The sequence below is a fragment of the Variovorax sp. 3319 genome (genome assembly GCF_031456585.1).
Lineage (GTDB): Bacteria > Pseudomonadota > Gammaproteobacteria > Burkholderiales > Burkholderiaceae_C > Variovorax > Variovorax paradoxus_P.
Map to the genome: position 1 here is coordinate 1 of NZ_JAVDUZ010000022.1, position 18,369 is coordinate 18,369.

Below are 18,369 nucleotides of genomic sequence, written 5' to 3' on the forward strand. Positions count from 1 at the left end.
ACACGCTCTTTCGTAGGCCGTCGGCGAGATAGACGGTAGCGCGTTCGGCAGAGCCTCCGCTACTCGAAGTCGGCCGCTCCCAAGAGCATCGGGTTGGCGTCTGTGTACACGTCGCCGGCTGGGGCAAGTTCCAACACTTTCGTGTTGATCGTCGCCAGATTGGCGAGATAGGCGTGAGCGAGATCCTTCTCGCCCTGTCCCGCTCCGAAGTGAGCTTCAAGCGCCGCGCGCGCGATGACCACCGGGACCGAGCCCTCGCCGTTGATGCGTTTGACACGCACGAACAGCGTGCTACCTCTGTCTTCCAGATTCGCAAAGTCTTTCAAAGCGGCCCCGCACTCCTCCCTGTCTTCGACATGGGTTGTGACGCTCTTGATCATCTGACCCTCCGTCTCGCCCATCGGTGGCAAGTGATCGTCCTCACGCGACGCGATGCATGACCAGCCGGCGGAGCGTGCGCGCGCAGGACAAAACCTTCGCCGCCGGATGGACGCAGACATGTAAAGAGAAGGATCGAGCCGGACCCTCTGGCACTCTCTTCAAGCCGCATTTGTTCCCCCTCGGCGCCGGGATTCGCCCGGGCGGCCTCGGCCCTTGAGCATTTCGACCAGTCCCGCCATATCAATGGGCTTGCTCACCAGGTAGTCGAAGACGCCCGACTGCCGCAGTTCACCCAGTCTCAACGTGTTCCCGGTAGGCCTGCGTACCACCCGGCGGTGGGTTGGCGCCCCGTATACACGTCGCCCGCCGGGGCAAGTTCCCACACCTTGGCGTTGATCGTCGCTCGATGGATCCGGTACGCACGAGCGAGCTCCTTTTCGCCCTGCCCTGCCCTGCCCCAAAGTGGGCTTCAAGCGCTGCGCGCGCAATGACCACCGGCACCGATCTTTCGCCATCGACGCGTCGAACGCGCACAAACAGCGTGTCGCCCCTGTCTTCCAGGTTCGCAAAGTCCTCGCAGCCGCCGCGTCTTCTTCACCCGCGCCGGCCTGGGTTGTCACGCGCTGGGTCATCTGACACTGCGTTCTCGCATGCTGGTTGCGGCCCATGGTGCCCACGCCGCGGGGCAGATGAACCAGCCGGCGGAGCGTGCGCGCGCAGGACAAAACCTTCGGCGGCTCTGGCGCGAACGTGAAGATGAGCGGATCGAACCGGGACCGTCTCGCGCATCAGGTGAAGCCGGATCGTTGTTCGCCTTCGGGAACTCGGGCGGGCGGCCGCGGCCTTTCAGCATCTCGACCAGTCCCGCCATATCAATGGTCTTGCTCACCAGGTCGTCGAAGACGCCCGACCGCCGCAGTTCACCCAGTCTCAACGGGGTTTCCCGACATCGCGATGAGAAGGAGCGGGGCATCGGGGAAAGCCCAGCGCAGCGCCCGTGCCACACCTTCGTCATCTGGGCTGGCCAGTTCCAGGTTAAGGATCGCCGCATCGGGCCGCAGCGCTGTGCCGGCCGTCACGGCGTCCTTCCCGGCGTAGACCCTCTGTGTCGGAGCCGGGCCCATCGATGTTGGCCGGGGCGTGCTGTGTGGTCTCAGCTTCAGGCAATCGCAATGAAGTTCGTCGCTGCGTTCCGCGCTCGAAACAGGCGGCTTCGCACCTTGCCATGCGCGCAATGACTACACAAGCGCATCGCAGGCGAGGAATCGTTGATGGTGCTTTACCCACGCGGCACCTCGATGGACTCCGCACGGCACCAAGCACTTCTATCCTTCGATTTTTCGCCGGACTTCGGCATGTACACCACCAGGAGATCTCCATGTTTGCCCACAACAAGCGCCTTCAGTACACCTTGCGAGTGAATGAAACCAATCCCGGACTCGCGAACCTGATGCTCGAGCAGTTCGGCGGGCCGCAGGGCGAACTGGCTGCGGCGTGCCGCTACTTCACCCAGGCCCTCGCGGAGGACGACCCGGGCCGCAAAGACATGCTGTTCGACATTGCGACAGAAGAACTCAGCCACCTGGAGGTGATCGGCACGATGGTCGCCATGCTGAACAAGGGTGCAAAGGGCCGGCTTGCCGAAGGCGTCGATTCGGAAGCCGAGGCCTACCGTCGCATCACCGGCGCGGGCAACGACAGCCACCTGACGCAGGTGCTCTACGGCGGCGGACCTGCGCTGGTCAACTCTGCCGGCGTGCCGTGGACAGCGGCCTACATCGACAGCATCGGCGAGCCCACGGCGGACCTGCGCTCCAACATCGCGGCCGAGGCGCGCGCCAAGATCGTCTACGAGCGGCTCATCAACCTGACGGACGATCCCGGCGTGAAGGAAGCGCTGGGCTTTCTGATGACGCGCGAGATTGCGCACCAGAAGTCCTTCGAAAAAGCGCTCTATGCGATCGAGCCGAACTTTCCTCCGGGCAAGCTGCCCGGCATGCCCGAGTTCGCGAATGTCTACTTCGACATGTCCAAGGGGGGTGATGTGCGCGGCCCATGGAACCAGGGCCCCGGCTGGGAGTTCGTCGAGGCCCCCGAGGACCAGGTGGCCGTGGATGGCGGAGACGGCGCCGCGAGCGTGCAGCTTTCCGCTGACGAGGACGCTGCTGTGGCAGCGATGGCAACGCGGACCGCGTCGGACCCATCGAGCGACCCGCAGACCGGTGCCGAGCTCGGGATGTCGGAGGGCGCGCCCCCGGACGGATTGAATGCCCAGCCGAAGAAGACGCTCTGAAGCCCGCACAGCCGAGGCACCGGTCGGCTCCGGCGTGCCACCGGACGCCGACGGGCTTTCTGCTTGTGTCGAGCCATCGGCGCAGTGCGCTGACATGGCCGCGCTACCGCGGCCTCACGGCGAACTCGCCCATGTGCGCGAAAGCGAAAGGTCGCGTCATCGGCCCAGCCGATCACCAACGAAGGCGTCAACGGCACGGATGCGCACATTCATTGCAAGGCGACTGCGACGTCAACCACAAACTCCAAAATCCCGCGGCGCCGGCTGATCACGTCCTACGCCTCCTCTCCATGGAAACACGTCAAGGTATGGCTCCCCACACACAGGAGCCAAGATGCCCACGACCCGTACCCCCGCAGACGCCTGCAGCCTTCTCGACACCGACCATCGCAAGGTCAAGGCCATGTTCAAGGACTACGACGCGTTGACCAAATCGCGCGCGGCCAGCGCATCGCAGAAGAAGCGCGAACTTGCGAATCAGATCTGCATGGAGCTGACGGTCCACGCCCAGATCGAAGAAGAAATCTTCTATCCCGCATTGCGCGAAGCCATCAAGGACACGGACCTGCTCGATGAGGCCGAGGTCGAGCATGCGAGCGCCAAGGACCTGATTGCGCAAATCCAGGAAGCGCCCGAAGTGGACGACATGTTCGATGCCAAGGTCACCGTCCTGGGCGAGTACATCGATCACCACGTGAAGGAAGAGCGCAACGAGATCTTCGTGAAGGCACGGGCCGCACGGAAGCTGGACCTTGTCGGCATGCGCGACACCCTCACGGCCCGCAAGGAAGAACTCATGGGCGAACTGGCGTCGGCCTGATCACCCCTCCACACGCTATCAACGGACACACTCACATGGGAATCATCTGGACCATCCTCATTGGCTTCATCGCCGGGCTTGTGGCCCGCGCCTTGCTGCCTGGCAAACAAGCCATGGGATTCATCCTGACGGCTGTGCTGGGCATCGTTGGCTCGCTGATCGCCACGTATGTCGGGCAGGCGATGGGTTGGTACACGGCGGGCGCGGGCGCCGGCTTCATTGCCTCGGTTCTGGGGGCGATCGTCGTGCTCGTCATTTACGGAATGGTGGTGAGCCGGCGCTGAGGCGAGCGGGCCGTCGTCTCTTGATCGTGGACACCTGCCACGCGCGACAGATCGAAGGCACGCCCGACATCCACAGCCTGCGCAAGCGCTCGGCCGCATCGAGCTTCGCGTTCATGGTGGCAGCCAAGGGCAACAAGTTCTCGCAGAAGTACGAGGCGGGGGACACGGCCTGTTCACCTATGCCCTGCTTGAAGCGTTCAAGCCGGCATCGGACACCCACGGCGACGGCAGCGTGTCGCTCTCGGAAGCCTTAGAGACCTGGCGTCCATGGTCGAACGCCTGCGTGCACGACGGCTGCGGCAGACACCGCAATTGATCGCACCGGCCGTGCTCTGGAGCAGCGGCTGGTGGCCTTTCAGGCCGTGCACGTCGAGGGCAGAGGCCACCACGGGCGATGCGGCTGCGATGAGTTTCCGGTGCTGGCAGCCCTCGCGGACCCATGCACCGCTCATGGTCGCCACCCTCGATGGTCTGGTGCCCACGCTGGTCCCATGCGCCGCGCCACGACCGCTAGAAGTGCTCCCCGTTGAAGGCACCGGCACCGGCCGCCAGTCCCACCAACATCTGGCTGCGCTGCTGCACCAGGTCGTAGATCGGGCGCAGGAAGTCGCACTCCTCCTTGGTATACGTTGGGGCGCAGAGAAGTTCGGGCGCCCTCTTCATCGCGCGTGAGAGCCGCTGCGCCTCCCGGTGCAGCAGCCTCTGATCGATTCCGCACAGGTGCGCGAAATGCGCAAGCTCCATCGCGCTGAGTTCTTCCCATGCGAAGGCATCGCCGAAGGCCATGGCGAAGCTCTGGTCGAGTCCCGGGTACTGGGCCACGCTCACGACGTCGTACCACGGCGCGGGCTCAAGCATCGTTCCGTCGACGAAGAACGAGAAGTTCTTGCCGTGCGCATCACAGTTGCCGACGACCAGCTGGAACAGCGCCCAACGCAGCATCTCCAGCCGCGCCACGGCCGGGCGGCGCATGAGCGCGGCGAGGCTGAAAAGCCTGGGCAGACTCATCCCGTCGCGATACCGCGCAAGTTCGGGGGAATTGCCTAGGTTGCGCTCATACTTGGCATCCACCGAAAGGTCGGCGGCCTGGCAGCCGTCAATGACATGCAGTTTCGACACCCAGGCTTGGTTTTCTTCGGCGCGCCATTGCCGGTCGAACCGGGCGACGACCAGCACGGGAACCGGCAGGCGCATGATGGCGACACGGGCCACCTGGGCAGCATAGGCCCGCGCGAGCGTCATGCAGTAGTGCTCGTTGGCCACAAGGTGCGGCGTGCGCGCTCCGGCCGGCTGCGGCTTGAGAATGAAAGTCGAAGCCAGCGGCGGCTCCGGGAGCCACATGCTGGCCTCCGGGTCTTGGACGAGGTCGTGCGCAGCCCAGACGGCCAGCTTGTCCTGGTAGCCCGCAATCGACATTCGGACCCGCCCGTCCCACACCGTGAGGCCGCCCTCCTTCGCAGCATCGATACGGCCGCTGAGTTCCTCTCGCGAGAGAGCGCGCTGTTCTCGGCGAGCGGCCGCGGCAATGGGTTGGTCGACGGGCTGGAACTCCAATGCGCCGGTCGTCTCGCCGCCCATTCCTCGCAGCAGCGCGAATGCGTTGCTGGGTGCGACATGGAGTTGCTCGAGCGCGGCGCGCAGGGGCGCCCCTTCGGGAAACAGGTTCACGATGAAGCGCCGGATGGCGTGGGAGTCGTAGCCGCCAGCTGGCGGCTCGAACGGAAATGCCGGCGAGAGTTGAAAGGCGCCCTGGCGCGCCCATGCCGGGTCATAGCGGAACGACCAGCGGTCTTCCGCCCCTGCGTAGGCCAGCTCGCCGACAGGAGTGCCGCCATCGTGCGTCACGCGCAAGCGATGCACGCGGTCCTCAGCCTCGCTCATCGTCCGGCGCACTCTGCTTGGTCACAAAACTCTGCAAAGCGCCCTTCGGTCCGACCACGAGGGCAAGACCCAGCCCGTCGAGCACAGCCTGCAGCTTGTCGAGCCTGACGGAGCCCGCGCCATTCTCGAGCCGCGAGACCAGGTCGACCGAGACGCCAAAGAGGCTCGCCGCGTCGTCGATGCGAAGCTGCTGCTGCTTTCGGGCCTGCCGCACGTACTGCCCGAGGCCGCGCGGCTCGCGCACCAGGACCGGAGGCGACGCAATCGCCCCGGCGGCGCCGGCCGTGCTGACTTTGACGCTGTTGGAGATCATTTCGGAATATGCCAAATAGCCGCTTGGAACCGGTTAGGCGGCCAGGTATTTCTGGAATTCCGAATTTTAATGCTTTGGCCGGCGTCCCGCGAGGCTATTTCTGAAACTCCGAATTCAACCGTTCTGTTCGCTAGCGACTGGGTTCCCCTAATGCTCCGAAGCCCCAGGGATGAACATTCTTAGTCTGGTCTGATCGACCTTGTCGGGAGAATCGCATGGCCCGCTGCAGATGCAAGCCAGGCACGAAAGCAAGGATGCGGGCGTGCCGTCGAATGCCGAGTCCCAGGGGGCAATTCGACAAGTCAGATTCTCTATATCGCCAGCGATGATGAGCACTGTGGTTTGAACGGATCCAAGGGCGTGAGAACCTTCATCGCCCTCGAGACCTATCTCGAACGCGGTCCCCTACCTAACTAACTCGACACGCTGAGCAATTGAGCTGCTGGCCTTCTACAAAGGAGAGTCCTGCTGCCGGCCAAGCTTCCCACAGCATACCGATGCCGCTGGCCGCATCAGGTTCACGAACTGGCTAGGGCCGCCTGACCGAGCCGGCCGCGACGCGGTCTCAAAGCCACCGTGGATGCACGCGAGCGATGCCGAATACAGCATCGAGACCAGCAATTTCCCGTGCCGAGTCGTAGATATCTCAGCGAGTCGATGGCAGCGCGACCCGGAGCCGATGCGCGACCACCTGAAGAGATTGATGCAGGACGCGATGCATCTTCGCTGCTTCCTTGCTGTGGAGGCGACGCCTTGATTCAGAACCTGGCGGTGTGGCGCACCACGATCGCTGGCGCAGACTGAACTGATCTCATCTTGAGAGATTTTTGGCCACCGGCTTAGCCGCCCCTTTGACCTTCAACCCTTCCGAGCTTCGAACATGCGCTGAAGCAACTTCTGAAGGAGCTGCTGATCCGGTGCGCTGAGCCGTTCGATGATTGGGGCCAGTGCCTCTTGCCCTTGGACACGCAGCCGCTTGACGAGCTTGGCCCCGTCGCTCGTGAGAAAAACGTCTGTCGCCCTGCCATCTTCTTCGTTCGGCGCGCGCGCTACCAATCCCCTTTTTTCTGCCCGGGCGATAAGCCCTGACATCGTCTGCTTCTCCAGCCCAAGGTAGTCGGCGAGTTCGGCCATTCGCGGGCGCCGGTCCCACAGGATTCCCAGGACGCGGATCAGCGTGAGAGACAAGTCGTTCTCGGCGCCAATCTTGTTGATCACGGCCATCGTGACAAAGGCGGTCGTCACAAGTGCATCGGCCAGCCCTTCATCGGGCGCGGGGGCTGGCTTCATGGATTTTTTCTCTCTCGTCATGATTCTATGTTGACATAGTTCGTATTACGTATCAATAATAGATCGTACTACGAACTTTATGGGCCACATGCCCACCGAAGGAGAACCCATGAAAGCTGCTGTCATCACCTCGTTCGACCAACCGCCGCACTACAGCGACTACGCCGATCCCGTACCCCACGGGCCGGGAGAAATGCTCGTCGACGTGCTCGCGGCCGGCCTGCATCGCGTCACTCGCGGCCAAGCTTCGGGCGTTCACTACTCCAGCAATGGGGGGCTGCCGCTCGTCCCGGGTGTCGATGGCGTCGGACGCGGTACCGATGGCAAGCTGCGCTACTTCGTGCAGAGCCCCGGGCAAGTCGGCACGATGGCCGATAAAACGGTGATCGAACTCGACCACAGCATCGAGCTGCCGACCGACAGCGATCCAGCAACGGTCGCGGGTGCGATGAATCCGGCGATGGCGTCCTGGCTCGCGATGCGTTGCCGCGTGCCGTTTCAGAGAGGGCAGAAGGTGCTGATCCTCGGTGCCACCGGAAGCTCAGGAAGCATGGCCGTGCAGATCGCCCGGCACCTGGGAGCGTCGAGGGTCATCGCCGCGGGGCGCGACGAGGAGAGGCTCGCAAAACTGCCCGCGCTTGGCGCCACAGAGATTGTGACGTTGGGGGATGCCGGGTTGGGCCCCCTCGCGCACGACGTCGATGTCGTGCTCGATCTCGTTTGGGGTGAGAGTGCGGTTCGCGTCATGGAGACCGTACTCAAGCAACGGGCGGATCGCAGCTTGCCGATCACCTGGATACACATCGGCTCGATGGCGGGTGAAGTCGCTGCCATTCCAGGCGCCTTCCTGCGATCTGCAAAACTCCAGATCGTGGGCAGTGGCTACGGCTCGGTGTCAGGTCGCGAAATTCTTACGGAGTTGCCGGCGCTGGCGAAAGAGATCGCACGCGGAACGTTCCGCATCGACGTGAAGGCCATGCCACTGCGCAACGTGGAGCAAGCGTGGTCCGGGGTGGCCAGTACCCACGAGCGCATTGTCTTCACGCCATGACGGCCGGTCGCCTGTCCTCCCTGATCGCGACATGCGGGCTGGTCCTGCCGTTGGCTGCTTGCGCAAGCCCGTCATTGCACGCGCCTGTCGCCATTGAGCTGCCCGAGGTCTGGCGCGCGCCCTTACCCCATAACGGATCGATGGTGGCACTCGCCGATTCGTGGAAGGCATTTCCCGATCCGATGCTCGTCAAGTTGATCGAACGTGCCCAGGCCGCCAACCCAAACCTGCAGGTGGCCGCCGCCTTGAGTGGAACGTCAGGGGTACGGCTTGCAAGAAAGGCAGCTTTTGAAAAAGACCCATGAAAGCAAGCCTCAATGAGACATGGAATCGAATCGCAAACCGTGAATCGCAGCGGCAAGTTATTGATTCTTCGAAACTGGTAAGCAGTTCGAGCCCCCGCTCAAAGCTGGGGCGGAATCGAACCCCTGACACGCGGACTTTCGCCGCTTTCGCTGCCATTAACTCGGTGGGCAGCGAAACGGACCTTTGCGTCGAAGTTTTGCGCGCCGTCGATGTCGGTGCTGATCACGAACGACCAATCGCTCTTGTTGGGCATTTGAAGGTAAGGAACTCCGACAAAGCATATGCCCCGCGGAGGCCTTCATTACCACTTGACCCGCACGCCGATCGACCCGTTGACCGAGCTCTTCACCTTGGCATTCCCACCCGAGGCCCAGAGCTTGCCAAACTCGCCGTAGAGCGTGGTCGACGAGCCCAGCGCCAGCGTGAAGCCGCCTGCAAGCTCGGTGCTGGTGCCGCCGGTAGGTGCCGCGATGTCGGTGCGGCTCGCACCGTTGACGAAGCGCGCCACATCCGCGCCGCTGGGCGCCTTGTAGACGTTGAACCGGCCGTAAGGCTGCAAGGTGCCGAGGCCGGTGCCAATCTCGCCCTTCACCCGCACGCCCGCTCGCGCCAGCCATCCGCTGTCGGCCTGCGGCTGCACCACCGCGCCGATGATGGCCGCGTTGCTCAGGTCCATGTGCTGATGAACGAGCTGCAGTTGCGGCTCGATGTGCCAGCCGCTGCCAGCCAGCGGAAAGGAGCGCCCCACTTCGATCGATCCCACCAGGCTGTTGCCTTTGCCGGCGGCCCCGCCGCCCGGCAGCGGCTCGGCCGTGTAGCGGTGCCGGCCCGACTGCACCACCGCATCGGCGTAGAAGCCGCTCTCGCCTTTGTAGGTGCCATAGGCGCCCACGTACTGGCTGCGCAGGTCGTTGCGGCCCACGGCAAGGCCTTGGATGCCGCTTGCAAAGCCGTTCACGCGCGCATCGCCGTCCAGCTGGCCCACGTAGATCCCGGCGCGCCAGTGGCGCATCGACAGCAGGTCCGTGCCGGCCTGGAAGCCGGTGAGGCGGCCCTTGCTGGTCGGCGACAGCACGCCGCCCTGCCGGATGTCGATGTCCGCGGAAAGCACGCGGGCCCAGGCGCGGCGGCCCGGAGGATGGTCCGGCGTGGCCGCGGCGACCGCCGCGCCATCGTCGTCGCCCACGCGCTTGCGCAGGTCGCCGAGCATGGCGAGGTTGCCCACGCGCGTTTGCCCGGCAAGGGCGGCGTAGAGCGATGCCTCGGTACGGTAGGCGGTCACGCTCGCTGGCACGCCCGGCACCCCCGGCGCCGCCGGGGAAGCGACGCTCGACCGCAGGAACCAGTTTTCGCCGGTGCCATTGACATCGGCCGCGTACAAGCGGTATTCATAGGCGCCCGCATCGACGTGGCCGCCAGCCAGCGAGAACGCATCCTTGGTGGTCTGGGCCGTCGTGGTGGCGCCATTGCGGGCGCTGATCACCTCGATGCCATTGCCGCTCGTGAGCGCGCCGAGCCCGCCCACGTTGACGACCTGCATCTGCGTACGGCCAGTGGCCGCGCCGCCATCGAGCACCAGCCGGTCGGCGGGGCCGTTGCCACCCAGTGCGGTGCCGACTCGCAGCACGCCGTTGTGGCCCACGTAGCCGCCGGTGACCGTCAGCGTGGCGCCCGGGGCCGCGCCGGCCAGCGATACCGTGCCGCTGTTGGCGAGCGACGCCACCGCCTGATCGAAGCCTGCGATATCCAGCGTGGCGCCGGCCGCGACACTGTGCGCCGACGCCGCGCTCAGCGTGTTCGGTGCGCCTGCCCTCAACGTGCCCTGGGCCATCTGGGTCGCGCCCGTGTAGGTGTTGGCGCCGGACAGCGTCAGCGTGCCGGTGCCCTCCTTGGTGACGAAGCCGCCGCCCGTGATGGCACCCGCCAGGGTGCCGGAGAAAGCGCCGGTGTCGATGACCGGGTCGTTGTGGCCGGTCAGCAGGATGGGGTTGGCAATGGCGACGCCCTCGGCCGCAAAGCCGAGTGTGGTGTCGTCGTCCATCGCAAGCACGCCGGTGCCCAGCGCCTGGTTGTGGCCGACGTTCAGGCGGCCCTGGCGCAGCGCCGTGCCGCCCGTGTAGGTGTTGGCGCCCGACAGGGTGAGCGTGCCGCGGCCCGTTTTCACGAGCGAACCGCCAAGGCCGGAGACCACGCCCGAGATCTCGGTGTCGGTGTCGAGTGTTCCGGTGGTCAGTGCCTTCGCGCCCAGCAGCACCTGTCCCGAACCCGAGATGGCGCCGATCGACGTTCCGTCCGCCGTGAGCTGGCTCAGCCGGACGGTGCCGCCCGCGTTGTTGACGATGGTGGCGTTCGGCGCCGTCACGCTGTCGGTGAAATCGATCATGCCGCCGGCCTGCGTGGCGAGCGTGACACTGCCCATGTCGGCCGCGCCGCGAAAGCGCAGCGCCGCGCCGCCTGCCACCGACACCGGCCCGCTGCCCAGCGCCCCGGTCACGCTCGCGGAGAGCGTGCCTGCGTCGATCCGCGTGCCGCCGCTGTAGGTGTTGACGGCCGCAAGCTCAAGTTCACCCTCCCCGATCTTGCGCAGGCTGCCGGTGCCCGTCATGGTGCCGGCATAGGTGCCCTTGCTGCCCGCCGCGGCTTGGTCGAAAGTGACTGTCGCGTCGTTGGCGATGTCGCCCTGGAGGCTCGCGGTCGTGCCCTGCAGCACGCCCGACTTCACCACCGTGCCGCCGCTGTAGCTGTTGGTGCCGGTGAGGACCAGGGTGCCGGTGCCCTGCTGCACCACGGCGCCCTTGCCGTCGATCGCGCCCGCAAAGCTCACGACGTCGGAGCGGTTGAACGCGAGCGTGCCCTCGTTGTGGACATTGCCCGTCAGCACACCCGTGGCAGCGCCATCGCCGACCTGCAGGCGGGTACCACCCGCGAGGGAGATCGACGCACCCTTGCCCGTCGCGCCGAGCGAACCGGTGACCACCACGCCTTGCGCCACGTCAAGCGCCACGCTTCCGGCCGCGACGTTGCCCGTGACCGCCAGGCCCTGCTGGTTGCGCAGGCTGAGCGCCCCGCCGACGCTGAAGTCGCCCACGGCGCCGATCCGGTTGAACCCGCCCAGCGTCGCGTCGCCGTCCACGCGGCCGGTCAGCGTCCCGGCCGTCACGACGCCCGAAGTCTGCAACACGCTGGCCTTGCTCGAGACCTTCAGGACATTCGCCGCGCTCACATCGGCCGCCAGGGAGATGCCGTCGCGCCCGGCCAGCGAAACCTCGCCGCCCCGGAGGCTGCCGGAAACATCGAGCGCGCCGCCGTTCGACGCCAGCGCAAGCCCGGCCGAGCCGGTGTCGATCGCCGTTCCGGAAAGACTCAGCACGCCGCCGGCCACGAGGCTGACCGCCCCGTTCACGCCAGTGACCAGTGTGGACACGGAGAGATCGCCGCCCGCGGCGACGGAGATGTTCGCACCGCGCAGCGACAGGGCGCCCCGGAAGTCGTTGTCCGCCCGGTCGAGCACGACATCGCCCGCGCCGGCATCGACCGACAGCGCGCCGAGCACCGAAACCGCACCCGACTGCGCGACCTGGCCGCCGTTGCTGCGCGCATCGATGGACGATGCGGAACCCTGTCCGAGGTTGAGGTTGCCGTGGCTCGTGACGGTGAGGTCACCGGTGGCCAGCGTGCCCAGCGTGAGCGCGTTGCGGTCGTTGATCTGCGTGGTGCCGCCGGCCAGACTCACGACACCGCCGAAATCATTGGCCGCGTTGGTGAGCGTGATGGCGGCCGCACCCGCCTGCACGTCGAGCGAGCCGCTGCCGGTGAAGATGCCGCTCATGGTCAGGTCGCCCGCGCTGGCGATGGTCCCGGCGCCGGCGAGCGTCACGTCGCGCACGCTCGTGAAGGCGCCCGTGCTTTGGAGCCTGCCGCCGCCATCGAGGCTCAGCGTGCCGTTCGCCATGCCCAGTGCGCCGTCGCCGGCCACGCGCAGTGTGCCGCCGCTGATCGCGGTGCCGCCTGCGTAGGTGTTGATGCCCGTGAGTTCGAGCGTGCCGCTGCCGGCTTGGCGCAGGCTGCCGCTGCCGCTGATGGCGCCGCCGAAACTTGATGCATCGGAGCGGTTGAACACCAGCGCGCCGTCGTTGACGACGTTGCCCACGATGCGGCCGCTGGTGCCGCCCGCGCCGATCTGCAGCGTCCCGGCGCTGATGGTCGTGCCCCCGGTGTAGGTGTTGTCGCCGGTCATCACGGTCGTCCCGCCGCCCGACTGCACGACACGGCCTTCGCCCGAGATCGCGAAGCCGGCCGAAAGCTGCTGGCCCGCCGCGGGCTGGAAATCGACGAGCCCGCTGCCGCGCACTGTGACGCCGCCGGCCACGCTCAGGCCACCGGCGCTGATCGTCAGCGTGCCTGCGCCGGCCTGTCCGCCCGGCGCGGCCCCGGCCGAGCCGTTGCCGCCGGCACTGCCACCCACGATGAGGCTGCCCGCCACCAAGTTGCCGCCGTTCAGGGTCAGGCGGCCCTCGCCGCCTGCGCCGCCTGTGCCACCCGCGGCATTGCCGCTGCCGCCGCCTGCACCGCCGCCCGATCCGCCCACCAGGACGGCACCGGTCACGGTGGTGGTCCCCGCCGTGATCGTGAGTTCGCCCGCGCCGCCGCTGGTGCCGGCGCCGCCGGCCGCAGTGCCGCTCGCCCCGCCGCCGCCACCGCCACTGCCACCGATGCCGAGCGCACCGTTCACGGTGGCGTCGGCCGTGAAGCTGGCACGGCTCACGCCGCCGTCCAGGACGCCCGCAGCCACGCCGCTGGCCGCGCTTCCGCCGACCTTCGCGTCGAACGGACCGGTCGGACCCTGCACGCCGTTCGCGCCCGCGCTGCCGCCGTTGTTACCCGCGCCGCCGAGCCCGGCCGAGTCGGACCCGGCATTGGCGCCGGCACCGTCCGCGGCCGCGCCACCGGCCCCGCCGCTGTTGGAGCCGTACACGAAGCCCGCGGCACCGCCGCCGGCGCCGTACCCGCCCCCTCCCCCGCCAGCGCCCCCTCCGCCGCTGCCCCCGCCCCCGCCGCCGCCGATGCCACCGGCGCCTCCGCTGCCCCCGATCCCCAGCGCCGCCCCCGCCTCGCCCGCGGTGCCGATCAGCAGGTTTTGTGCCGCGGCGGGCGCGGCGCCCAGCGCGACCACCACGCTCATCACGGCGCTCCAGCGAAACCGCCGTCGCGTCGGCTGCGAAGCAGCGCCTATGGACCGGCCCGACGAGACGCTTCTCGCCCTGCCCTGGATGCGGGAAATTTCAGGCACGGCCACCCACGCCTGCAGCGCTTCATTCCAGCGGCTGAGAAAAGAACGGTTCATTGCGGCTTTCACTGATCAAAATCGCCGCGAAGGATACAAGAAGCAACACATTCTGTTAACGAATACAGACAATGTCGTTTGTAAAGACGGCTCGACTGGGTGGTTCCTGTGGAACGCCGCATTCGCCCACCGCGAGCGCCAGCACGACGCTCGCCCGACGGCAACGAAGCCCCGCGCCGATCGCGCCTGGGAGGCCAGATCGCCCTTCGACCTCGCCGCCACGGCGGCACCCGCTGTTTGCGAACCGCTCTTGGAATGGCGGCCTTTTCGCCAAAAGCGGGGTGGGCCACTATTCGATGGAGATCGGGCCGGAGTTCGACGGGATTCGGCGGCGCAATGGTTCAGCGAGCCGGCTCGCCGAAAAGATCGGGCCGCCTGATCGGGCGCAACCACTCCGCGGCCGCCTGATCCGGTGGCATCGCTCGCAGCCCGTCGTCACGCCATAGATCGCGTGCGACATCCTCCAGCTCGAGCGGATCGACGGTATGCCACTGCTGCTGCAGCCGGTGCGCGCAGGCGGCAATCCAAAGGGTCGCGGGCACGTTTTCCATGCGCCGATACTACTGTATATTCATACAGTTGTACTGCGAAGTGTTTAGATACCGGTTCTAGGGCCAGGCGCTGTCCACCAAAGAGGCGGTGAAGCACACGCGCCGCATTGGAGAGCTGCTCTACGTGCCCCGCATTCATGACCCGCGCCCGGGCCGCAGCCTGATGATCGCGATGCTGCTGACCGACGACCAGGAGAGCTATGTGATCCCGCTGCTCAACCGTGCGTCCATGCTCGAGGTGCGGGGCGGTTTCTTCATCGAAGGCACCGAGATCAATCCGCGTGGACGGGCGCTCAAGAACATCAAGGCGGACACCTACCCGCAGCGCTGGTTCTGCCGGCCGGTGCCGCGGCCTGCCCCGCCCGATGCGAAGGCGGCCCGCCTGGAGGCGCAGCGCCACGGCGAAATGATCGCGAAGGCGCTGCAGCGCTGGCCATCGCGCCGCGGCAGTTCCAGCCTCGGTGAAAGTGCGTAACGCGTTGCCGAACTTGCTCAAGGAAAAATGACCATGGACCAAGCTGAACTCTTCTTCCCGCAGCCAATGCCCGCGGCGGCAGTCGACGTCGCGCCGGAGGAGGCCAGCGACTACGACACGCCGTTCCGGTTCGAAGAGGTGGAACCGGAACCTCGCGTCGCCTATCTGGTGCGGCTCTCCGACTATCCGCATCCAGCGGCCGATGCAGTGAAGGTCGCGGAGCAGCGCTTCCGGCGGGAGCTCGACCGGCAACTGGGCCATGAGGTGGTGCCGGCGCTGCGCGCGTTCCAGAACGCGAGCGAGTCGGGAGAAAGCGACCTGACCAAAGACGAGATCGCACTGGCCAAGCGCTGGATCAAGGCCTTCGACGCGGCGAGGACGGCGGGCTTCCGCGATTTAGGAGATACCGACGAAGCCTATTTCGCCGTTCGTGTTCCGTGAGATGGCAGCAGCTACGATTTGGCCATGACCAAAGAGATGGCCCGCCTTTCTCCGGCGAGTTGCGTTCAGCTACTCGACGCCCTGCAAGCATTGGGGTGGAGGTTCGAGCATCCCCGCAGCGCCGAGATCACGGGCTGGAGCAATCTAGGCGAGGAGATCGGCCTCATCTCTCCTGAGGAGGCCTTCGTTTTTCTGACAGCGGCGGTTGGACACGGTGTCCAGCTTTGGGCGGCTCCGGGCAAAGATCTGTTTCTGAGCTGCGGCAAGACGCTGCAGATCTACTTCGATGGATTTTCTCCCGAGGAAAGCGCATCGCTGCAAGCCGCCTTAAGAGCCTGTGGATTGAACTTCGACGTGAGCGATGGCAACGCCTAAATGAGGGGTATGCAGGTGCACAAATACGGGATCGCAACTTTTCCCGGGCTGGGCTAGTCCCCTGCGCCGTTATGCACGAGAACCTCAGCTCCACCCTTGGGTGGCCCGATTTACTCACCGATGACTTCAAGCATCTGTCGAGGTTGCGCGCACCAAACCCATCAGTTGCTCGAGCACCTCCCCATGGTTGCGCTCCAGGTACCGGAACACCGCTTTGTTGTCGACCAGCTTGGCGACGTAGCCTCTGGCCAGCACAAGGTTGAGCATGTCCTCGCCAAAACCCCGCTCGATCATCCTGTACTGGTCCTGCAGACCAGACATCTCCCGCTCCATGCGATCAACCTGTTCCTGACTGACGCCTCGATCCTTGACTGACGCGCACAGTCGAGCCGCTTGTGGCGATGTTGAAGACCTGGACAGACGCCCGCCCTTGACCGGCCCCGGAGTTCATTCGTCACTGGAGCATCGCACGAAGCTCGGCAGCCGCTTCGGTGATTTGCTTCTGGAAATCAACCACTTCCACGATGCGGTCTGGCGTGATACCGACCTTTTCGAGTTTCTCCTGGGAGGGGGGCGTATGGATCTGCCGCAGATTGCGCCGCTGCTTCCGCGATCTGGTGGCCTCGATCGCGAGTCGGGTCGCGAGCTTATCGGCATGGGTATCGAGCTCGCTTGAGCTCGCCCGCTTGGCTTGCGCAGCGCTTGGTCGCCGGCTCGCAGGTACTTCTTCACGGTGCTGCGAGACAAGCCTGTACGCCTTGCAATCTCGCGGATGGACTTGGCAATCAACAACCTGCCCACGCAGCCGAGGAGAAGCGATCACTGCGCGCTGCTACGCCGGGGCAGTTTGGCGTTGGCCAGATCGTGTGCGTTTTTTAGTCGTTTATTGACAAAAGACTAGTAATCGCAACATAATTGGTGATGGGCTCAGATTCCGCGCTCGAACAAGCCGTGCTCGCACTCGCGGAGCGCCGACCACTGCTGCGCGCGCGCGAACTGGCCGAGCAGGGCCTGCCCACGGTAGTGCTCAGCCGACTGGTTTCCGCCGGCAAGCTTGATCGCGTCGCCCGCGGCGTCTACACCTTGCCGGACCGCGCGCTGAGTGAGCACCGGTCTCTGGCCGAAGTAGCCTTGCGCGTGCCGCGGGGCGTGGTATGCCTGCTATCGGCGCTGCGCGTCCATGGCATCGGCACGCAGGCGCCGTTCGAAGTCTGGATCGCGATTCCTCGTCACTCGCCTACACCCCGGCTCGACCGCCCTGCCCTGCGCGTCGTGCGCATGTCGGGGACGGCTCTGACCGAAGGCATCGAACCGATGGAGATCGATGGCGTGAAGGTCCCGGTTTTCAATGCGGCCAAGACGGTGGCCGACTGCTTCAAGTATCGCAACAAGATCGGTCTGGACGTGGCTCTCGAAGCGCTGCGCGATGGTTGGTCTCAACGCAAGCTGACGATCGATGCGCTCTGGCACTACGCCACCGTGGATCGCGTCGCGAATGTCATGCGGCCCTATCTGGAAAGCGTCACAGCATGAGCGGCAATCTCGCGGCCTCGGTAAGAGCCCGCTTGAAACAGCATGCCGATGCCACAAAGCAGGATTTCAACCTGATCCTGACCTACTATGGATTGGAGCGGTTGCTGTATCGGCTGTCGATCTCACCGCATGCCACCAACTACCTGCTCAAGGGCGCGCTGCTGTTTTCGCTGTGGTATGACCACCCCCATCGGCCGACGCGGGATGCGGACCTGTTGGGCTTCGGCCCGGACGATACCGTCACCGCGGTGGCAGCGTTCCGCGAGGTCTGCCAGATCGAGGTGGAGGATGGCGTCGCTTTCGACCCTGCATCTGTCAAGGGTTCGGTGATCCGCAAAGAGGCAGGCTATGGCGGCGTCCGGGTCGAACTGCAGGCGAAGTTGGATGGCGCACGCATCGCGCTGCAAGTCGACATCGGTTTTGGCGATGCGGTCACCCCAGCGCCCGAATCGGTGAGCTACCCGGTGCTGCTCGCAGACCTGCCCGCCCCGCAACTGCGCTGCTATCCGAAATACACCGTGATCGCCGAGAAGTTGCACGCAGTGTGCCTTCTGGGCATGGCGAATACCCGCCTGAAGGACTACTTCGATCTCTGGGTTCTGCTGGCCGACCATGCCCTGGAAACCGCAGAACTGCGCCGCGCCGTCAAGGCCACATTTGAACGAAGGAAACTCGCGTTCCCCGCCACCATCCTTTCGGGGTTGAGCGATGCATTCGTGCAGGATGCTGCAAAGCAAAGTCAATGGGCCGCCTTCCTGAAAAAGAACCGTCTCGATGCGCTGGACCTCGCCGAAGTCGTCGCGCGGTTGCGCGGCGAGTTCGAGAAACTTCTGGTGTCGCACTCCACGGACGCCTGACCCGAAATCGGAATGAACCTCTTCGACGGGGCCAGCGGAGTCGCCAGAACAAAACCGCCGGCTGAGCGAGTCGGAACTCGAATTCGCCGGGCGGACGGTGGCCGCGCGCGGACGCAGCCGTTCGGCGTTGTGGACTCCTTCGATCACGCGGAAGCCGCCTCTCGGCAGTAGCGA

Annotated in this window: 18 protein-coding genes and 1 pseudogene; 11 read left to right on the forward strand and 8 right to left on the reverse strand. The window is 65.6% G+C overall.

What is annotated here, in order from left to right; translation table 11 throughout:
* Positions 1 to 59: 59 nt before the first annotated feature.
* Positions 60 to 380, reverse strand: coding sequence for a hypothetical protein (locus J2X67_RS27100; protein ID WP_309958071.1), 321 nt, complete (start codon positions 378 to 380; stop codon positions 60 to 62).
* A 1,379-nt stretch (positions 381 to 1,759) separates the two neighbouring features.
* On the opposite strand from J2X67_RS27100, the gene J2X67_RS27105 reads away from it, so the two are divergent.
* The 3 genes from J2X67_RS27105 (at position 1,760) to J2X67_RS27115 (ending at position 3,778) form a co-directional block, all read left to right on the forward strand.
* Entirely contained in the window at positions 1,760 to 2,674 is a 915-nt protein-coding gene (locus J2X67_RS27105; protein ID WP_309958072.1) for a manganese catalase family protein, read from the forward strand.
* A gap of 334 nt (positions 2,675 to 3,008) precedes the next feature.
* Entirely contained in the window at positions 3,009 to 3,494 is a 486-nt protein-coding gene (locus J2X67_RS27110) for a hemerythrin domain-containing protein (RefSeq protein WP_309958073.1), read from the forward strand.
* Positions 3,495 to 3,529: 35 nt separating this feature from the next.
* Positions 3,530 to 3,778, forward strand: a complete 249-nt coding sequence (locus J2X67_RS27115) for a GlsB/YeaQ/YmgE family stress response membrane protein (protein WP_309958075.1) — start codon at positions 3,530 to 3,532, stop codon at positions 3,776 to 3,778.
* 510 nt (positions 3,779 to 4,288) lie between these two features.
* On the opposite strand, the gene J2X67_RS27120 is transcribed toward J2X67_RS27115, so the two are convergent.
* The 3 genes from J2X67_RS27120 to J2X67_RS27130 form a co-directional block, all read right to left on the reverse strand.
* Positions 4,289 to 5,659, reverse strand: coding sequence for a HipA domain-containing protein (locus tag J2X67_RS27120; protein ID WP_309958076.1), 1,371 nt, complete (start codon positions 5,657 to 5,659; stop codon positions 4,289 to 4,291).
* On the reverse strand, positions 5,646 to 5,972 hold the full coding sequence (locus tag J2X67_RS27125; RefSeq protein ID WP_309958077.1) for a helix-turn-helix domain-containing protein: 327 nt from the start codon (positions 5,970 to 5,972) through the stop codon (positions 5,646 to 5,648). Before J2X67_RS27125 ends, J2X67_RS27120 begins: the two co-directional genes overlap by 14 nt.
* Before the next feature lie 858 nt (positions 5,973 to 6,830).
* Positions 6,831 to 7,262 (reverse strand): MarR family transcriptional regulator, encoded by a 432-nt coding sequence (locus tag J2X67_RS27130; protein ID WP_309958079.1) that lies wholly within the window; start codon positions 7,260 to 7,262, stop codon positions 6,831 to 6,833.
* Positions 7,263 to 7,371: 109 nt separating this feature from the next.
* Between J2X67_RS27130 and J2X67_RS27135 the strand changes: the two genes are divergently transcribed.
* Together J2X67_RS27135 and J2X67_RS27140 are read left to right on the forward strand one after the other, a co-directional pair.
* Positions 7,372 to 8,313, forward strand: coding sequence for a zinc-binding dehydrogenase (locus J2X67_RS27135; protein WP_309958080.1), 942 nt, complete (start codon positions 7,372 to 7,374; stop codon positions 8,311 to 8,313).
* Positions 8,310 to 8,618: a hypothetical protein gene (locus J2X67_RS27140; protein WP_309958081.1), complete on the forward strand. Its 309-nt coding sequence runs from the start codon at positions 8,310 to 8,312 to the stop codon at positions 8,616 to 8,618. Before J2X67_RS27135 ends, J2X67_RS27140 begins: the two co-directional genes overlap by 4 nt.
* 302 nt (positions 8,619 to 8,920) lie before the next feature.
* Here J2X67_RS27140 and J2X67_RS27145 read toward each other — a convergent pair whose 3' ends face one another.
* Together J2X67_RS27145 and J2X67_RS27150 are read right to left on the reverse strand one after the other, a co-directional pair.
* The gene (locus J2X67_RS27145; protein WP_309958082.1) at positions 8,921 to 13,963 is read right to left on the reverse strand and encodes an autotransporter outer membrane beta-barrel domain-containing protein; all 5,043 of its coding nucleotides are present in this window, start codon (positions 13,961 to 13,963) and stop codon (positions 8,921 to 8,923) included.
* A gap of 341 nt (positions 13,964 to 14,304) precedes the next feature.
* Entirely contained in the window at positions 14,305 to 14,514 is a 210-nt protein-coding gene (locus tag J2X67_RS27150) for a hypothetical protein (protein ID WP_309958083.1), read from the reverse strand.
* An 88-nt stretch (positions 14,515 to 14,602) separates the two neighbouring features.
* On the opposite strand from J2X67_RS27150, the gene J2X67_RS27155 reads away from it, so the two are divergent.
* Genes J2X67_RS27155 through J2X67_RS27165 form a run of 3 tightly spaced genes read left to right on the forward strand, consistent with a single transcriptional unit; the run spans position 14,603 to position 15,805 of the window.
* Positions 14,603 to 14,989, forward strand: coding sequence for a hypothetical protein (locus J2X67_RS27155; RefSeq protein WP_309958084.1), 387 nt, complete (start codon positions 14,603 to 14,605; stop codon positions 14,987 to 14,989).
* Positions 14,990 to 15,022: 33 nt separating this feature from the next.
* A complete protein-coding gene (locus tag J2X67_RS27160) occupies positions 15,023 to 15,430 on the forward strand; it encodes a hypothetical protein (protein ID WP_309958085.1) in 408 nt (135 codons plus the stop codon).
* A 24-nt stretch (positions 15,431 to 15,454) separates the two neighbouring features.
* The gene (locus J2X67_RS27165) at positions 15,455 to 15,805 is read left to right on the forward strand and encodes a hypothetical protein (protein WP_309958086.1); all 351 of its coding nucleotides are present in this window, start codon (positions 15,455 to 15,457) and stop codon (positions 15,803 to 15,805) included.
* A gap of 126 nt (positions 15,806 to 15,931) precedes the next feature.
* Here J2X67_RS27165 and J2X67_RS27170 read toward each other — a convergent pair whose 3' ends face one another.
* A complete protein-coding gene (locus tag J2X67_RS27170) occupies positions 15,932 to 16,225 on the reverse strand; it encodes a plasmid partitioning protein RepB C-terminal domain-containing protein (RefSeq protein WP_309958100.1) in 294 nt (97 codons plus the stop codon).
* Between the two features lie 10 nt (positions 16,226 to 16,235).
* Between J2X67_RS27170 and J2X67_RS27175 the strand changes: the two genes are divergently transcribed.
* On the forward strand, positions 16,236 to 16,481 hold the full coding sequence (locus tag J2X67_RS27175; RefSeq protein ID WP_309958102.1) for a hypothetical protein: 246 nt from the start codon (positions 16,236 to 16,238) through the stop codon (positions 16,479 to 16,481).
* Here the strand turns inward: J2X67_RS27175 and J2X67_RS27180 are convergent.
* Positions 16,383 to 16,606: pseudogene (locus J2X67_RS27180) on the reverse strand (helix-turn-helix domain-containing protein); the annotation flags it as partial. The gene J2X67_RS27175 and the pseudogene J2X67_RS27180 overlap by 99 nt on opposite strands.
* A 120-nt stretch (positions 16,607 to 16,726) precedes the next feature.
* On the opposite strand from J2X67_RS27180, the gene J2X67_RS27185 reads away from it, so the two are divergent.
* Positions 16,727 to 17,338 (forward strand): type IV toxin-antitoxin system AbiEi family antitoxin domain-containing protein, encoded by a 612-nt coding sequence (locus J2X67_RS27185; protein WP_309958087.1) that lies wholly within the window; start codon positions 16,727 to 16,729, stop codon positions 17,336 to 17,338.
* Complete coding sequence (locus J2X67_RS27190; protein ID WP_309958088.1) at positions 17,335 to 18,195, forward strand: nucleotidyl transferase AbiEii/AbiGii toxin family protein; 861 nt, start codon at positions 17,335 to 17,337, stop codon at positions 18,193 to 18,195. Before J2X67_RS27185 ends, J2X67_RS27190 begins: the two co-directional genes overlap by 4 nt.
* Positions 18,196 to 18,369: the final 174 nt, after the last annotated feature.

What these genes read in the sequence shown, in the direction of transcription:
- J2X67_RS27120 (WP_309958076.1), bottom strand. Translation starts at nt 5,659, where the DNA reads ATGAGCGAGGCTGAGGACCGCGTGCATCGCTTGCGCGTGACGCACGAT.
- J2X67_RS27130 (WP_309958079.1), bottom strand. Translation starts at nt 7,262, where the DNA reads ATGAAGCCAGCCCCCGCGCCCGATGAAGGGCTGGCCGATGCACTTGTG.
- J2X67_RS27110 (WP_309958073.1), top strand. Translation starts at nt 3,009, where the DNA reads ATGCCCACGACCCGTACCCCCGCAGACGCCTGCAGCCTTCTCGACACC.
- J2X67_RS27165 (WP_309958086.1), top strand. Translation starts at nt 15,455, where the DNA reads ATGACCAAAGAGATGGCCCGCCTTTCTCCGGCGAGTTGCGTTCAGCTA.
- J2X67_RS27115 (WP_309958075.1), top strand. Translation starts at nt 3,530, where the DNA reads ATGGGAATCATCTGGACCATCCTCATTGGCTTCATCGCCGGGCTTGTG.
- J2X67_RS27125 (WP_309958077.1), bottom strand. Translation starts at nt 5,972, where the DNA reads ATGATCTCCAACAGCGTCAAAGTCAGCACGGCCGGCGCCGCCGGGGCG.
- J2X67_RS27150 (WP_309958083.1), bottom strand. Translation starts at nt 14,514, where the DNA reads ATGGAAAACGTGCCCGCGACCCTTTGGATTGCCGCCTGCGCGCACCGG.
- J2X67_RS27160 (WP_309958085.1), top strand. Translation starts at nt 15,023, where the DNA reads ATGGACCAAGCTGAACTCTTCTTCCCGCAGCCAATGCCCGCGGCGGCA.
- J2X67_RS27185 (WP_309958087.1), top strand. Translation starts at nt 16,727, where the DNA reads ATGGGCTCAGATTCCGCGCTCGAACAAGCCGTGCTCGCACTCGCGGAG.
- J2X67_RS27145 (WP_309958082.1), bottom strand. Translation starts at nt 13,963, where the DNA reads ATGAACCGTTCTTTTCTCAGCCGCTGGAATGAAGCGCTGCAGGCGTGG.
- J2X67_RS27100 (WP_309958071.1), bottom strand. Translation starts at nt 380, where the DNA reads ATGATCAAGAGCGTCACAACCCATGTCGAAGACAGGGAGGAGTGCGGG.
- J2X67_RS27105 (WP_309958072.1), top strand. Translation starts at nt 1,760, where the DNA reads ATGTTTGCCCACAACAAGCGCCTTCAGTACACCTTGCGAGTGAATGAA.
- J2X67_RS27135 (WP_309958080.1), top strand. Translation starts at nt 7,372, where the DNA reads ATGAAAGCTGCTGTCATCACCTCGTTCGACCAACCGCCGCACTACAGC.
- J2X67_RS27190 (WP_309958088.1), top strand. Translation starts at nt 17,335, where the DNA reads ATGAGCGGCAATCTCGCGGCCTCGGTAAGAGCCCGCTTGAAACAGCAT.
- J2X67_RS27140 (WP_309958081.1), top strand. Translation starts at nt 8,310, where the DNA reads ATGACGGCCGGTCGCCTGTCCTCCCTGATCGCGACATGCGGGCTGGTC.